Origin of the sequence: Amycolatopsis sp. NPDC058278, from assembly GCF_042881395.1 — a bacterium.
In the GTDB taxonomy this organism is placed as follows: domain Bacteria; phylum Actinomycetota; class Actinomycetes; order Mycobacteriales; family Pseudonocardiaceae; genus Amycolatopsis.
On the sequence record NZ_JBHVXZ010000101.1, the window covers coordinates 1 to 14948 of the forward strand.

Here is a 14948-nt window from a genome sequence, read left to right on the forward strand (position 1 = left end):
CCTTCACCACCCGCGGCTGGACCTGGGGCGGCTCCTGGGACACCCCGATCGACTACCAGCACTTCGAGAAGCCCTGACACACGAAGAAAACCGCCGGGGAATGAGTGAAACGCCCAGGATCGCCTCGGCGGCGATCCTGGGCGGGTCTCGTGGACAGAAGTGCTTGCCGGCCGATACCCGGGTCGCGTGGAGGTGCCTGTTGGTCGATGCGAGTCCCGCTCTCGGGTTCCGGGTGCTCGGTACGGTCGAGGCGCAGGTCCGGGACCGGACCGCGCGGCTGACCGGTATGCAGCGCTCCCTGCTGGTCATCCTGCTGCTCAACGCCAACCGGGTGGTACCGGGAACCAGCCTGGTCGACGGGCTCTGGGGAGAGCGCGCGCCGGCCAGCGCGGCGGCCAGGGTGCGGACGCTCATCGTGGACCTCCGCCGGGCTCTCGGCGAGATCGGGGTCGGGAGCGACCTGATCGGCACCCGGTCCGCGGGGTACGTGCTCCGGCTCGACGACGCGTGGGTGGACAGCGCCGAGTTCACGACGACGGTGGCACGTGCGCGGGAAGCGTTCGCGAACGGCCACCCGGAACAGGCGCGTGACCTGTACGCGTCCGCCCTCGCGCTGTGGCGGGGCCCGGCCCTCAGCGACGCGCAGGGGCCGGCCGCGCGGGCCGAGGCTGCCCGCCTCGAAGAGGAGCACGCGTCGGCGATCGAGGGTGCCGCGGACGTCGACATCGCGCTGGGACGGCACCGGGAGGCCGTGGCGGCGTTGACCGTCCTGATCGGACGCCACCCGCTCCGGGACAGCCCGTACAGCCGGCTCATGCTCGCGTTGCACCGGCAGGGGCGCAGCGGCGAGGCTCTCCAGGTCTACCGGTCGATGCGCAGCCGCTACACCGATGAGCTCGGCATCGAACCCGGTCCCGAGCTGCGGGAACTCCACCAGCGCATCCTGCGGGCGGACCCGGCGCTGCTCGACGCCGCTGCTGCGCCGGAGCCGCAACGGGCGGTGCCGGCGCAGCTGCCGCTGGACGTCGGCGACTTCACCGGCCGGGACGACCAGGTCGCGGCCGCACTGGCCGTGCTCGTCCCGGAGGAGGGCACGACGGTGCCCGTGCTCGCCGTGTACGGCAAACCGGGCGTCGGCAAGACCGCCCTCGCCGTCCACATCGCCCACCGCATCCGGTCCGGATTCCCCGGTGGGCAACTGCACGTCGACCTGCGCGGCGGCGGCCCGCACCCGGAGGACCCCCACGAGGTGCTGGCCCGGTTGCTGGGCGCGCTGGGAGTTCCCGGCGACGCTGTCCCCGACCACCCGGCTGACCGTGCCGCGCTGTACCGGTCGCGCACGGCGGACCAGCGCGTCCTGATCGTGCTCGACAACGCGGCCGACGAGCCGCAGGTGCTCCCGCTCTTGCCGGGCACCGCGGGAAGCGCGGTGATCGTGACCAGCCGTGCCCCGCTGACAGCGCTGCCCGGGGCGCATCGCCTGGTGCTCGACGTCCTCGACGCCGACGCGTGCGAAAGGATGCTGACCGCGATCCTCGGCGCGGAACGCACAAGCGCGGAACGCCCGCAGGTCGAACGGCTCGTCGAGCTGTGCGGCCGGTTGCCCCTCGCGCTGCGCATCGCGGCCGGGCGGCTCGCGGCGCAACCGCACCGGCTGGTGCGCACCTTGGCCGATCGGCTCACCGACGAGCGGCGGCGGCTCGACGAGCTCCGCCTCGGCGGCATCGAGGTCCGGGCGAGCCTGGAGCTGAGCCGGCAGGCGCTGCCGCCCGCGGACGCGCGCGCGTTCGCGCTGCTCGGCATGCTGCCCGCCGGTGACTTCGCCGCATGGCACCTGGCGGCGCTGGCCGGCACCGCGGCCGGCGAGGCGGAAGCCAGGCTCGACACGCTGGTCCGGGTGCAGCTCGTCGAGTACGCCGGCCGGAACGGCACCGGCGAAGCCCGGTACCGGCTGCACGACCTCGTCCGCGCGTACGCCGTCGAACTCGCGGACGCCTGCGACCCCGGCGACCGCCGCGCGGCCGCGGGCCGGCTGAACGGCGCCTGGGTCGCGATGGTCGCCGATGCCGCGAAGCGGCAGTCGCCCCGGCGTGCACCCTGCGTCTCGCAGCCGGCCGTGCCGTGGCACGTGCCCGGGGCCGAGGACCTGACCGTCGACGGCCGGACGTGGCTGGAAGCCGAACGACGGACCATCGTGTCCACAGTGGTCACTTCGGGCGGCGGGTTCGCCTGGCAGATCGCGGCGTCGATGTCCGTGTTCCTGGAGACCTCCGGGCACTACGACGACATGCGTGCCCTGCACCTCTCCGGTCTGGACGCGGCCGAGCGGGCCGGCGACCGGGGTGCGGAGGCCGCGATGCGCTGCGGGCTGGCCGCGGTGGACCTCGCCCAGCTCCACCTGGCCGAGGCGCGACGGGGCTACGAGCGGTGCCTGGCGACCTACGACGAGCTCGGTGACGACTGGGGCCGGGCGCAGGCCGAGTTCGGGCTGGGCGAGCTGCTGCGGTGGACCGGGGACATCGACGGTGCACTGGTGTGGTGCGACCGGGCGATGGAGCGGTTCGTGTCGGTGGGCGACGCGCTGGAAGCCGCTTACGTCAAGCAGAAGGCCGCGGTCCTCCGGTACGAGCGCGGTGACTGGGACACGGCCGTGACGCTCGCCGAGTCGGCTCTGGAGCAGTTCACCGGGTCCGGGGACAAGTTCGGGGAGAGCGTGACGTCGGGTGTGCTTGGCCTGACCGTCACGGTCCTGGGCGACCACGAAGAAGGGGAGCGGTGGCTGCGGCACGCCTTCACCGTGACCGGGGACAACGGGATGCTCCTCCACCACGCCTACGCGGGCTGTTCCCTCGGCGACCACCTGGCGGCACGGGGCCGGTCGGCCGAGGCGCGGGAACTGTTCGAGCTGGGCCTGGAAATGGTGCGGAGCGTCGGCGCCTACGCGGACGAGGCCGGGTTCCTCCGGCGGCTCGCGCGCCTGGTGGCCGACGACGGCGAACTCGACTCGGCACTGACCCTCGCGTCGCGTGCGGTCAGCATGTCGGAGGCCGGAGGCGGTGCCCTGTACGCACACGCGTTGTGGGCACTCGGGGACGTGCATTCGGCTCGGGGAGACGCGGTGGCCGAGCCGGCGTGGAAACAGGCCCGGGAGCTGTTCGATCGGATGGGCTCCCGGGAGGGCCCGGCCGAGTGAGGAGCAGGGAGCCCGTCCCGGCAGGGACGGGCCCCCGTGGTTCACGGACGCCTGGTGATGGCGCCGGGGAACGCCTTCTCGGCGCGGACGATCTCGCTGAACCAGCCGATGCAGGGGTCACCGTCGAACCGGCCGGCGAAGTGGTCGCCGCCGCCACCTGCGGCGCCGGAGATGAGGCCCTTGGCCACGATTTTGCCGTTGCTCTGCGTGGTGTAGACGGGACCGCCGGAGTCGCCGGCCCAGAGGCACCAGCCCTTTTTCTTGCCGCGGAACATGTTGCGGGCGACCGAGCCGTCCCGATAGCGGGTCGTCAAGGCGGTCCGGTCGATCTTCCAGTTGCAGATCACGCCCTTGTTCTTCCCACCCGTGCAGTACTTCTTGCCCTTGTACGCGAGTTCGGAGCGGGCGACGTCCCGGCTGGAGTTGGACGTCCGGTTGCCGGTGTAGAGCTTACCGATGGTGTCGTTGGCGCCCCACATCTCGATGAGCGCGGCGTCGCCGGCGTAAGTGTTCTGGCCGGGCAGTTTGACCGAACCCCAGTCTTCCCAGGTGTCGTACTTGGTGGTCGTGCCGACGCGCGACCCGTCCGACATCCACCAGTTGAGGCCCGCCCCGTCAGCGCAGTGGCCGGCGGTCACCATGTACTCCTTGCTGCCGTTGTTCCAGGAGAAACCGTTGGTGCAGCCGAAGGCCGCGGACCCGCCCTTGAAGGGGTTGGTGTCGTTGTTCCTGCTCGCCGGCGCCGGCCGCTGGGACGTCGGGTCGAGGTAGATGGCGACCTTGTCCGAGCCGTACTTGGCAGCCAGTGCGGTGCGCATGTCCTCGGTGACCGCATTGGCCTCCACGACGACCCGGTTGTGGTCCTCCTGGACGTAGGTGGCGACGATGTTGTCCTTGCCGGGCACGTCGGCCGTGATCGCGTCGTCGACGGTCGCGTCCAGCGCCGCCTGGCTGTACTTCACCTGCCGCACGATGGGGTAGAAGGTCTTCGTGCCCGTCGTCGGCAGCGGGTCGGCCGCGGCGAACCGGGCCGGCTGGGCCAGGGGCGCCTCCTCACCGGGGGGCGGCGGGTCCTCCGGCTCGTCCGCCAGGTCGGTGCCCGGGTCCGGCAGCGTGGCGTAGTCCACGACGATGGGTGCTTCGGCGTCGGCCGACGTCTCGTGGACCGTCGGTGCGTACAGCTTGCCCGTGTAGGTGTCGACGTACGGTGGGGCGAGGTCGCCGGGCTTCGCCTCGGTCCGCTCCAGCGCGGTACCCAGCGCGAACTGGGCGTCCGCGGCCAGCTCCGGAGCGTCCGGGGACGGATCGGCGGTGAAGACCTCGACGGCGGTGGGCGTGGCCGGCTGGTCGGTGGTGACCGCGTTCGCCGTGACCGCCGGTCCTGCGACGACGCAGGCCGACGCGACCAAGCTGAGCAGGGTGGTTCTTGCGACCAATCTGGACATTCTGCGGAGTCCTCCAGTCATTGCTCCATTGTGGACATCGGGTCGTGCCTAGGCCGTGCCGTACCAGCCCTGGACGTCCACGAGGACGTGGATCGGCCCGGCACCGCCGTTCTTGATCCGGATCTTCCCGCCGGTTCCCGGGGTGAGGACGACGGTGTTGGCTCGCGCGTGGTCGGCACCGAAGTCCATGAGGGTGACCGAGGGTTGTGCGCTGCCGACCGGCCAGGCCGTGAGCCATCCCGCCTGCGCGGGCGCGGCCGCCGTCAGGTTGAGCACGACGCCCGCGACGCCGACGGCGGGCACCGGGCCGGTCCCCGCCACCTGCACGTCGATCGTGGCCCCTGCGGCGACGGGCTGGCCCGTGCCGGCGGTGCGCGTGTCGAGCAGCCTGGCCGGCGCCACCGGCCGGAGCCCGGTGTTCGGCCCGGCGGCGGGCGAGAAGTAGCCCTCGACGGTCACTGCCAGGTCGACCGGCGTGGAACCCTTGTTGAAGAACGTCACGCGGCCGTCCGGCCCGAGCCGGACCGCGGCTCCCGACTGGGTCGCGCCCACCACGTAGTTGAGCACGGCCTCGCGAGGTGCGGTCCCGGGCGGCGCGGCGGCCAGCCAGCCACCGGCGGTGGCGGCGGGCACGACCAGGTTGACGAACGCCGCCGTGGTGCCGGCCGGCACGCTCGTCCCGGTGAGGGTGACCGTACGGCTGCCTCCGGCGGGGATGGTGCCGGAGGTCGTGCCGAGCCCGCTGCGGGTGTCGGCCACCCGGGTGGGGTTCACGGGTGTGTACCCGCCGCCGACGCCGCCGGTCGTCGCGGTGAAGTACCCCTGTACGTCGACGATCAGGTACGCGTTGCCGTCGTTGTTGTAGACCGCGAGCCGCCCGTTCACCCCCGGCGTCACGACGGCGACGTTGGAGAGGTTCTCGCCGACGGTCGCGTTGACCATCGACACCCCGCTCGGCCGGGTGCTCTGGTCCGGGAACACCGTCAGGTACGTCGAGGCCGACGGCGCGTTCACCGCGACCCGGACGAGCACCGCCTTCACGCCGGCCGACGGGATGCCCCCGATGCCCAGGACGGGGAACGTGGTGGTGGTGCGCGCGCCCATCTGGCCGGCCGTCCCGCCGGTGCCGTCCCGGGTGTCCAGCACGCCGACCGGGGTGGCCAGCGGCATGAACCGCGGCGCCGAGGCGGCGGCCTCGTCCACGCGCAGCAGCAGGTTCGGCGAGCCCGCGCCGGCGTCGGCGACCACTCCCGGCGTCGCGTGCGTGACCAGGTGGTCCCGGACCTGGGCCGGGGTCCAGCCGGGGTTCCGCGAAAGCAGCAACGCCGCCGCGCCCGCGACGTGGGGCGCGGACTCGGACGTGCCGCTCCGGGTGGCCGTCGCGCCGTCGCCGATCCCGTCGGCGGCCGTGATGTCGGTTCCGGGCGCGAAGATGTCCAGGCAGGTGCCGTAGTTCGAGTAGGGGGCGCGAGCGTCGTCGCTCCCGGTCGCGCCGACCGTGATGGCGTCGGGCGCACTGGCGGGTGACCGGGTGCACGCGTCGTCCGCCTGGTTGGAGGCGGCCACCGCGTACACGACGCCGGAGGCGATCGACCTGGCCACGGCGTCGTTCACCGCGGAGTTCGTCGCGCCGCTGAGGCTGATGTTCGCCACGGCCGGCTTCACCGCGTTCGCCGTCACCCAGTCCACGCCGGCGACGAGCTGGGCGAACGTCCCGTTCGCCGAACAGTCGAGCACCCGGACCGACACCAGGGACACGCCCTTGGCGATGCCGTGGCGGGCACCGCCGAGGACGCCGGCCACGTGGGTACCGTGCCCGTTGCAGTCGTCGGTGCGGGTCCCGTCGACCGCGTCGAACCCGCTGACGGCCCGGCCCCCGAACTCCTGGTGGGACGTGCGGATGCCGGTGTCGAGGACGTACGCGTGCACGCCGTCGCCCGTGTTGGGGAACGTGTACTGCTTGTCGAGCGGCAGGCCCGCCTGGTCGACGCGGTCCAGGCCCCACGTCGAGTTCCACTGGGTGTCCGCCGCGGTGACCAGGTGGTTCTGCTCTACATAGGACACCGCCGGATCGGCGGCCAGCCGCTGTGCCGCCTGCTCGGTCAGGTGCGCCTCGAAGCCGTACAGCGCATTCGTGTAGACCCGGGCCACGGTGCCGCCGTACGCCTCCGCCAGCCGCTGGGCACGTTCGGCGACGGCTGTCCCGTCCCTGACCACCACGATGTAACTGTCCGCGACCGCCGTGGCGCCGCCCTCGGACCGGATCTCGCCGGGCGCGTTCGCGGCCCGTCCCTCACCCTGGATCGACGCGACCGCGGCCAAAACCGCCAGCCCCACGGCGGCCAGGCGGCGCCGCGTCTCGTGCAGTAGCCCCATCCGCGGAACTCTCCCGGCGGAGCGCATGAATTCTGCACGGAACCTGCACGTGACGCCCGCGGACGCAGATCGGGCACCGATCAGGTTTCCGCGCCGCGCCCGTCTGTACGTGTGAGATCGACTCACGAGAGGCTGACACGATGCGGAAACTGATCTTCGGCATGAACCTGACCCTGGACGGCTACATCGCCGCGCCCGGAGACGACATCGGCTGGAGCGACCCGAGCGACGAGCTGTTCCGGTGGTGGCTCGACCAGGAGCTGGGGATCGGCTTGATGCTGTACGGACGGAAGCTGTGGGAGGCCATGAGCTCCTACTGGCCGACCGGCGACCGGCAGCCCGACGCCACGCCGGCGCAGATCGAGTTCGCGCGGAACTGGCGGGACCCGCCGAAGGTGGTGTTCTCCTCGACGATCGACGAGGTCGGCTGGAACACCCGCCTGGTCACCGGTGACCCGGTCGCCGAGATCACCCGGCTCAAGGCGGGGGACGGTGGCTCGATGCGCATCGGAGGCGCGACGCTCGCCGGGGCGGCCATGCGGGCCGGGCTGATCGACGAGTACGCGATCGTCACGCATCCGGTCCTGGTGGGCGGTGGCACGGCACGGACCTGGAGACCATGCGGGCCAAGGCGGACGAGGTCAAGAACGCGATCGCGGGGGTGGCGGGCACGGTGGACGCGAAGGTCGAGCTGCAGCAGGACGAGCCGCAGCTGCAGGTGACGGTGAAGCTCGACGAGGCCCAGAAGCACGGGCTCAAGCCGAGTGACGCGCGCTGGGCCGCGGGCACATTGATCGCGGGGGAGGAGGTCGGCGACATCTACCGCGGCGGCAAGACCTACGACGTCCAGGTGTGGAGCACACCGCAGGTCCGCCACAGCGTCACCGACGTCCGGAACCTGCTACTGGACAAGCCCTCCGGCGGCCAGGTGGAGCGAGGGCGACATCGCGGACGTCGCCCTCGTCCCGGTGCCCGACACGATCAAGCACGAGAACGCCGCGCGCCGCATCGACGTCACGGCGGAGATGTCCGGTCGTGATCTCGGCGCGGTGGTCGGTGACATCGACCAGAAGCTGAAGGACATCCGGTACCCGCAGGGGTTCCACGCCGAGCTGCTCGGGCACGTACCAGGAACGGCAGGCGGCGCAAGGGCGGATCCTGCTCGTCGCGATCGGCGCGGCGGTCGCCATCCTGTTGCTGCTGCAGTCCCGTTCCGCGACTGGCGGATGACGACGCTCGCGTTCCTCTCGCTGCCGATGGCCGTCGTCGACGGCATCCTGGCCGCGCTGATCAACGGCGGCATGCTTTCGCTGGGGGCATTGGTCGGGTTGTTCACGGTGTTCGGGGTCGCCGCGCGCAACGGAATCATGCTGATCAGCCACTTCCACCACCTGGAAGAGGTGGAAGGGATGCCGTTCGGCCTTGACCTGGTGCTGCTCGGGGCCCGCGAACGACTGCGGCCGATCGTGATGACCGCGCTCGCCACCGGGTTGGCGGTGTCGCCGCTGGTGATTGCGGGGGACGTCCCGGGACACGAGATTGAGCACCCGATGGCTGTGGTGATCGCCGGGGGTCCGGTCACCTCGACCCTGCTCAACCTGTTCGTCCTGCCGGCCCTCTACCTGCGCTTCGGGCGGGCCGGGCGGTCCGTCGAGGTTGAGGATCCCATTGCGCCGCAGGGGGTTTGAGGTGGTCGCTGCTCGGTGACCGGCCGGCGTGTTCAAGCCGTGCCCAGGGCTTCGGTGGGCGAGAGACGAGCGGCTCTCCAGGCCGGGTAGACGCCGGCACCGGCGCCGATCACCAGCGTGGCGAGCACGCCGCCGGCGGTCGCCCAGGGCGGTACCACCACGGGCCAGTCCTGGTAGGTGGCGTATCCGGTGGTGACCGCCATCGCCAGCAGCGCGCCGCCGAGTCCGCCGAGCAACGAGAGCAGGAGCGACTCGCTGAGGAACTGCAGGCGGATCTGCCCGCGGGTGGCGCCCAGCGCCCGGCGCAGGCCGATCTCGGGGCGCCGTTCCAGTACGGAGATCACCATCGTGTTGGCCACACCCACGCCACCGACGAGCAGCGCGACCGCGCCCAGCCCGAGCAGCAGCCCGGTCAAGGCGGCATCGGCGGCTTGCCTGGCCACGAGCGCGTCCGACGGGCGTGACACGTTCACCTCGTTCGGGTGCTCCGGATTGGCTGCCCTGGCGAGGATCCCCTGGACGTCCACCACGGCGTCGTCGCGGATCCGGGTGTAGACGGTCGTCGGATACCCGTCAAAACGTAGGTCGGAGATCGCGGTCGGCCAGCCGATCAGCGCCGCGTAGTCCAGCTCCGGTGCGAGCGGGATCGGATCGAGCACGCCCACCACGGTGAACCACCGGCCGGCCAGCCAGACCTGGGTGCCCACCGCCGCCGTCCCGGTACCGAGCCGCTGCGCGGCGGTCGACCCCAGTACCACCGCCGGGTACCGCTCGGTCGCCGCGTTGAGCCAGGCGCCGCCGGCCATCCGGCCACCGACCGTGCCGAGCAGGTCCGTCCGCGCGGCGAGTACCGAGAGGCTGCCCGTCTCCGCCGGCGGTATCCGGTCGCTGCGGTACACGTGTGCGGTGGTCACCTTCGCCGTGGCGGTCACCGAGGTGACGCGGTCGATCTCGCCGATCCTCGCTACCGACTCGTTCGGCAGGTGGGAGGCTTCGCCGAACAGGCTCTCGCCGGGGGCGACCTTGAGCAGGTTCGTGCCGAGCGCGGCGAGCCGGCGGTCCAGGTCCGCCCGGCTCGAGCTCGCGATGCCCACTACGCAGACCATTGCGGCGATGCCGATCGCAATGCCCAGCGCGGAGAGAACCACCCGGAGCGGACGGGTTCGCAAGCCGGCCGCGCCGACCCGAAGGACGTCCCGGGGGGAAAGGCGGGCGGCTCGGGTCGTGGCGGTCACGAGATCACCTGCCCGTCGCGGATCTCCACCCGGCGGGGCAGGCCGGCGGCGATCTCACGATCATGAGTGATCACCACGACGGTGGTGCCGGCGACGTTGAGGTCGAGCAGCAGTCGCAGCACCTGCGCCCCGGAGCGGGAGTCGAGGCTCCCGGTCGGCTCGTCGGCCAGGACCAGCTCCGGCTCACCGACGATCGCACGGGCGATCGCGACCCGCTGCTTCTCACCGCCGGAGAGCTGGTGCGGGCGGTTGCCGATGCGGTGGTCCAGGCCCACCCGGCACAGGGCCCGCTCGGCACGACGCCGTCGCTCGCGCAGTCCGACGCCGGTATAGAGCAGGCCGTCGGCCACGTTGTCCAGCGCCGGGACGCCCGGCGCGAGGTGGTACTGCTGGAAAACGAAGCCGATGGTTCGCCCGCGCAGGGCGGACAACCGGCCATCGGAGAGCCGGGACAGGTCGTGTCCGGCGATCGTCACCGAACCGTTGGTCGGCAGGTCCAGCGCGCCGATCAGGTGCAGCATCGTCGACTTCCCCGACCCGGACGGACCGACGACGCCGACGAACTCGCCGTGTTCGATGGTGAGCGACACGTCGCGAAGGGCCTGAACACCGCCGGGGTAGGTCTTGCCGACCCGATCGAGAGTGATCACGACGGCACTCCCACCCGGGTGCTCTCGGTGATCCTGTCACCGGAGACCTGCACCCGGCCGTCGGCGAACATGCCGAGGTCGACGGCCACGAGGTGGCCGGCCGACCCGGTCACCACCCGCACGGCGTACCGGCCGTCGGGGAACACGGTGAGCGCGGCGACCGGAACCGTCAGCACGTCCCGCACGGTCGCCGAGACCAGCTTGACGGTGACCGGCGCCTCGTCGAGGCTGCCGAGCGCGGCCTGCTCCGCCACGCCGACCGTGACGGCGATGGTCGCCGGGTCGCCCTCCTGCCGCCCGGCGACGGCCACGGAGCCGACCGTCGCGACCGTGCCGTGGACCGTCTTGGCGTCCGGCAGCTTGATCGTCGCGGCGATGCCCGGCCGGACCAGCGTCTGCAGGGCCACGGGGAGGGCGATCTGCACGCCCCTGGTGGTGCCGGTGTACGTGAGCAGCTGACCACCCGCGTGGTCGCCGACGCGCCCGGTGACCGACGCGACCCGGAACGCGGTGGGCGCGACGACGACGGCGGCCGGGTCGAGGGCACCGGTCCGGACGAGCCCGAGATCGCCCTGCCACTTGCGCACCGCGCTCGCGGTCGCCGCGGTGTAGCTGCTGTCCACGGTGAACCCGCGGTAACCGAGGGCGGCCAGGTTCTCCTCGACCTCCTTGACGTCGTCGCCGTCGAGCCCGGACCGCAGCTCCCGGTAGAGCGGCAGCCTGCCGAGCAGCAGCGGCACCGGGCGGTCGTCCCGTTTGCAGACCGGCCGGCCGCGGTCGACCACCGAGCCCGGTTCCGGCAGCCAGGTGATGGTGCCCGGACCGCTCGCGGTCACCGGGACCGGAGTGCCGTGGCCGAGCGTGCCGTTCACGTCCTGGGTCTGCGTCAACGTGGTCCGGATGACCGGTGCGGTCGCCGGTGGCAGGTCGGTCGCCGGGGAGGGTGGCGCCGAACCGTGCCCGCCGAAGCCGATCGTGGCGGCCGCCGCCGCGCCGACGACGAGCACCGCCGAACCGGTCGCGACGATGGCTCGCCGGTTCACTTGCCCTTGCCTTTCGGCTCGGCCAGCTTGCCCTCGCATGCCTGTTGCGCCGCCTGGTAGCCCGGATCGTTCCGGAGCTCGGCCCGGTCGGCGTCGGCGAGACGGCCACCGAACGTGATCCGGCCGGTGTCCGGATCGGGATCGCTCGCCTCGATTCCGTGCTCGCGCATGCACGCCGCGTACGCCCGCAGCCCGTCGAGCTCCTGCTGATCCGGGGCTTGCGGCGCTCCGCCGTTGGGTAGCAGCTGCCCGCAGGCCCGCATGGCCGCGTTCCACTCCTGGCTCGACGCCCCGTCGGGCGCGGCGAGGGACTGCTCACCGGAATTCGGATCCGGGTCCGGCACGTTCTGGCCGTGCTCACGCATGCACTTGGCGAAGTCCGCCATCGAGTTCACCGCCCTCGCGCTCGTCGTCGGGCCCGCGCCGGGCGCCGATCCGCCGTTGTCACAGGCGGCGAGCAGGGCAAGCAGCAGGAGGGTTGTCGCACCAAGTCGTCTCATGGTCGTGAGGTCTACGCCGGAGCCGGTGACACCAGCCCGACGGCGAATGTCGCGCGGATGTCATCCACCGTGGCGCACAATGGCGTCGTGCGAGTACTGGTGGCTGAGGACCACACGACGTTGGCCGCTCGGATCGCCGAGGGTCTGCGTGACGCGGGTATGGCCGTGGACGTCGTGCACGATGGAGCGGCCGCGCTCGACGCCGCCGGGCACACCGCCTATGACGTGGTGCTGCTCGACCGGGACCTGCCGGCGGTGCACGGTGACCAGGTGTGCCGGACGCTCGCCGCGGCCGAGGGCGGCGCCCGGATCCTCATGCTGACCGCGGCGTCCGGGGTGGACGATCGGGTCGACGGTCTGGAGCTGGGCGCCGACGACTACCTCGGCAAGCCGTTCGCGTTCCACGAGCTGGTGGCGCGGGTGCGCGCCCTGTGCCGCCGGGCGCCCTCCGCGCCGCCCGTCGCCCGGCGCGGCGACCTCACCGTGGACCGCGCCCGGCACCGCGCCAGCCGTGGAGCCCGCGCACTGTCCTTGACCCGCAAGGAGTTCGGCGTCCTGGAGTTGCTCGTGGCGGCCGACGGTGCCGTGGTCAGCGCCGAGGAGCTGCTCGAGCACGTCTGGGACGCCCATGTGGACCCGTTCAGCAACATCGTCTCGGTGACGATGACCCGGCTGCGACGCAAGCTCGGGTCGCCCCCGCTGATCGAGACCGTGGTGGGCAAGGGGTACCGGATGTGATCCGGCCACGGCTGACCGTCCGGACGCGCCTGACCGTGCTGTACACCGGCTTGTTCGCTGCCTGCGGAGCCGTCGTCGTAGGCGTCACCTACGCGCTCGTCGCCGGCCTGCCTCTCGTCAACGGCGCCCAGCAGATCAGTGTGTCCGGCGATCCACAGGCGGCCCTCGACCAGTGCCGGCAGCAGAGCCAGCCCGCAGTGGACGCGAACCTGCGGGAGAAATGCGCTTCGCTGCCCTCGATGATCGATGCCCTGCAGGGCGCCCGGAACCAGCGCGACGCGACCCTGTCCCACCTGCTGGGGTACTCACTGACCACGCTGGGGGTGGTCATCGCGCTCGCCGCGCTCGCCGGCTGGGTCGTCGCCGGCCGGGTGCTGCGGCCGGTCCACAAGATCACCGCGGCCGCGCGCACCGCGTCCGAGCACAACTTGTCCGCTCGGGTGTCGCTGGCCGGCCCCCGCGACGAGCTGCGCGACCTGGCCGACACCTTCGACGACATGCTCGGCCGGCTCCAGGCCGCGTTCGACAGCCAGCGCAGGTTCATCGCCAACGCCAGCCACGAGCTGCGCACCCCGCTGGCTGTCATGCGCACGACCGTGGATGTCGTGCACGCCAAACCGGATCCCGGACCGGCCGACCTGGTCCGCATGGGACGGGACATCCGCGTCGCCGTCGACAACGCCGAGCGGCTCGTGGACGCGCTGCTGACCCTCGCCCGCAACGAGATCGGGCTCACCGTACGGGAGGAGGTCGACCTGGCCACCGTCGCCGAGGACGTGCTCGACTCCATCGACCTCCGCGACCGCCGCTCACACCCGGCCCTGCGACCGGCGGTGACCTCCGGCGATCCGGTGCTCCTGGAACGCCTCGTCGCCAACCTCGTCGACAACGCCGCACGCTACAACGTCCCCGGCGGCGACATCTGGCTCACCACGACCACCACGGACGGCCAGACCGTCATGACCGTCGCCAACACCGGCCCGGCAGTTCCCCCGGACAACCTCGACAGCCTGTTCGAACCGTTCCGGCGTCTGCACGACCGCACCAGCAGCGACGGCTTCGGCCTCGGTCTGGCCCTGGCCGCGTCGATCATCGCCGTGCACGACGGGCAGATCACCGCCCACCCCAGACCCGGCGGCGGCCTCACCATCACCGTCACCCTCCCTCGATAGCGCGGGCATCGACCAGGACCGGGCCGGACAGGACGGTGGCACGGAGCTCGAGGTCACGCGCCGCGTCGGAACCTGGCACGACCCGATCCCAGAGCTGATCAGCCGCACTCCGCCCGGATCGGTGATCCACGTCGACATCCACGACCTGGAACCCTTGCCCTCCTACGTGAACGGGCGGGTGGCGCTGCTCGGCGACGCCGCACACGCGATGAGTCCCCATCGCGGCCAAGGTGCGGGGCAATCTCTCGAAGACGCCGTCGTCCTCGCCGCCGAGCCGACCGTTGAGGTCGCCTTGCGCCGCTACGACGCCGAACGGCGGTCCCGGACCCAGGCCACCGCCCGGGGCGCCCGGAAGACGGCGACCGGACCACCTCGCGGGCCGCCCACGGGGCGTTGGTCACCATGATCCGCTGATGCCCGCCGCCCTGTGGCGCAAAAGCATCGCCGCCGACGGCAATGCCACCTGGCGATGGCAACCCCCGCGCCTGCCCGCGCGCACATAGAGCCGGATCACCCCGCCAGCTGCCGCACGGCTTCGCGTACCCCGTTCGGCGCGAACCCGGCTGCCCAGCTCGGCCGCCTCCGAGGCGAAGCCGGCTGCCTGGTCGATGGCTTCGGCGAGTTTGACCGCAGTCAGCCGGCGTTGGGAAATCGGTGGTGGTGCGACGCCGAGGTGGGCCATGCGACGTCCCCAGAAGGGCTGGTCGGCGACGAACGGGCAGATGACCTGCGGTCGTCCGGCGGCGACCGCGGCGGCGGTCGTCCCGGCGCCACCGTGGTGTACGACCACCGACTCCGGGGAAGCACGAGGTGGTGCGGAACGTCAGCAGCGACGAAGACACTGCCGGGGACCTCGTCCGGGGTCAGGCCGCCCCATCCGGTGGCGAGGATCGCCCGCACACACCACC

15 protein-coding genes are annotated in these 14948 nt (G+C 72.2%); 8 read left to right on the forward strand and 7 right to left on the reverse strand.

Features of this window, described 5'->3' with window-relative positions:
• Together ACFVYA_RS37115 and ACFVYA_RS37120 are read left to right on the forward strand one after the other, a co-directional pair.
• The coding region (locus tag ACFVYA_RS37115) for a M15 family metallopeptidase (RefSeq protein ID WP_387051819.1) at positions 1-77 on the forward strand (77 nt) is incomplete at its 5' end.
• A gap of 122 nt (positions 78-199) precedes the next feature.
• The gene (locus tag ACFVYA_RS37120; RefSeq protein ID WP_387051763.1) at positions 200-3193 is read left to right on the forward strand and encodes a BTAD domain-containing putative transcriptional regulator; all 2994 of its coding nucleotides are present in this window, start codon (positions 200-202) and stop codon (positions 3191-3193) included.
• A gap of 41 nt (positions 3194-3234) precedes the next feature.
• On the opposite strand, the gene ACFVYA_RS37125 is transcribed toward ACFVYA_RS37120, so the two are convergent.
• Together ACFVYA_RS37125 and ACFVYA_RS37130 are read right to left on the reverse strand one after the other, a co-directional pair.
• Positions 3235-4638, reverse strand: coding sequence for a hypothetical protein (locus ACFVYA_RS37125; RefSeq protein ID WP_387051765.1), 1404 nt, complete (start codon positions 4636-4638; stop codon positions 3235-3237).
• Positions 4639-4686: 48 nt separating this feature from the next.
• The gene (locus ACFVYA_RS37130) at positions 4687-7014 is read right to left on the reverse strand and encodes a S8 family serine peptidase (protein WP_387051766.1); all 2328 of its coding nucleotides are present in this window, start codon (positions 7012-7014) and stop codon (positions 4687-4689) included.
• A 140-nt stretch (positions 7015-7154) separates the two neighbouring features.
• Between ACFVYA_RS37130 and ACFVYA_RS37135 the strand changes: the two genes are divergently transcribed.
• Genes ACFVYA_RS37135 through ACFVYA_RS37145 form a run of 3 tightly spaced genes read left to right on the forward strand, consistent with a single transcriptional unit; the run spans position 7155 to position 8702 of the window.
• The gene (locus ACFVYA_RS37135) at positions 7155-7736 is read left to right on the forward strand and encodes a dihydrofolate reductase family protein (RefSeq protein ID WP_387051768.1); all 582 of its coding nucleotides are present in this window, start codon (positions 7155-7157) and stop codon (positions 7734-7736) included.
• Positions 7634-8053, forward strand: a complete 420-nt coding sequence (locus ACFVYA_RS37140) for an efflux RND transporter permease subunit (RefSeq protein ID WP_387051770.1) — start codon at positions 7634-7636, stop codon at positions 8051-8053. The genes ACFVYA_RS37135 and ACFVYA_RS37140 overlap by 103 nt, the downstream gene beginning before the upstream one ends.
• The gene (locus ACFVYA_RS37145; RefSeq protein ID WP_387051772.1) at positions 7983-8702 is read left to right on the forward strand and encodes an efflux RND transporter permease subunit; all 720 of its coding nucleotides are present in this window, start codon (positions 7983-7985) and stop codon (positions 8700-8702) included. The genes ACFVYA_RS37140 and ACFVYA_RS37145 overlap by 71 nt, the downstream gene beginning before the upstream one ends.
• 32 nt (positions 8703-8734) lie before the next feature.
• Here the strand turns inward: ACFVYA_RS37145 and ACFVYA_RS37150 are convergent, their stop codons facing one another.
• The 4 genes from ACFVYA_RS37150 to ACFVYA_RS37165 are packed head-to-tail and all read right to left on the reverse strand — an operon-like array spanning position 8735 to position 12130.
• The gene (locus ACFVYA_RS37150) at positions 8735-9937 is read right to left on the reverse strand and encodes an ABC transporter permease (protein WP_387051774.1); all 1203 of its coding nucleotides are present in this window, start codon (positions 9935-9937) and stop codon (positions 8735-8737) included.
• Entirely contained in the window at positions 9934-10587 is a 654-nt protein-coding gene (locus ACFVYA_RS37155) for an ABC transporter ATP-binding protein (protein WP_387051776.1), read from the reverse strand. The genes ACFVYA_RS37150 and ACFVYA_RS37155 overlap by 4 nt, the downstream gene beginning before the upstream one ends.
• Positions 10584-11630 carry a peptidoglycan-binding protein gene (locus ACFVYA_RS37160; protein WP_387051778.1) on the reverse strand — a complete coding sequence of 349 codons (1047 nt, stop codon included), beginning with the start codon at positions 11628-11630 and terminating at the stop codon, positions 10584-10586. Before ACFVYA_RS37160 ends, ACFVYA_RS37155 begins: the two co-directional genes overlap by 4 nt.
• Positions 11627-12130 (reverse strand): hypothetical protein, encoded by a 504-nt coding sequence (locus ACFVYA_RS37165; protein WP_387051780.1) that lies wholly within the window; start codon positions 12128-12130, stop codon positions 11627-11629. Before ACFVYA_RS37165 ends, ACFVYA_RS37160 begins: the two co-directional genes overlap by 4 nt.
• A gap of 87 nt (positions 12131-12217) precedes the next feature.
• Between ACFVYA_RS37165 and ACFVYA_RS37170 the strand changes: the two genes are divergently transcribed.
• The 3 genes from ACFVYA_RS37170 (at position 12218) to ACFVYA_RS37180 (ending at position 14446) form a co-directional block, all read left to right on the forward strand.
• A complete protein-coding gene (locus tag ACFVYA_RS37170; RefSeq protein ID WP_387051820.1) occupies positions 12218-12868 on the forward strand; it encodes a response regulator transcription factor in 651 nt (216 codons plus the stop codon).
• Complete coding sequence (locus ACFVYA_RS37175; protein WP_387051781.1) at positions 12865-14040, forward strand: ATP-binding protein; 1176 nt, start codon at positions 12865-12867, stop codon at positions 14038-14040. Before ACFVYA_RS37170 ends, ACFVYA_RS37175 begins: the two co-directional genes overlap by 4 nt.
• A gap of 121 nt (positions 14041-14161) precedes the next feature.
• Entirely contained in the window at positions 14162-14446 is a 285-nt protein-coding gene (locus tag ACFVYA_RS37180) for an FAD-dependent monooxygenase (protein WP_387051782.1), read from the forward strand.
• On the opposite strand, the gene ACFVYA_RS37185 is transcribed toward ACFVYA_RS37180, so the two are convergent.
• Positions 14438-14830 (reverse strand): nucleotide disphospho-sugar-binding domain-containing protein, encoded by a 393-nt coding sequence (locus ACFVYA_RS37185; protein WP_387051783.1) that lies wholly within the window; start codon positions 14828-14830, stop codon positions 14438-14440. The genes ACFVYA_RS37180 and ACFVYA_RS37185 overlap by 9 nt on opposite strands.
• Positions 14831-14948 lie beyond the last annotated feature (118 nt).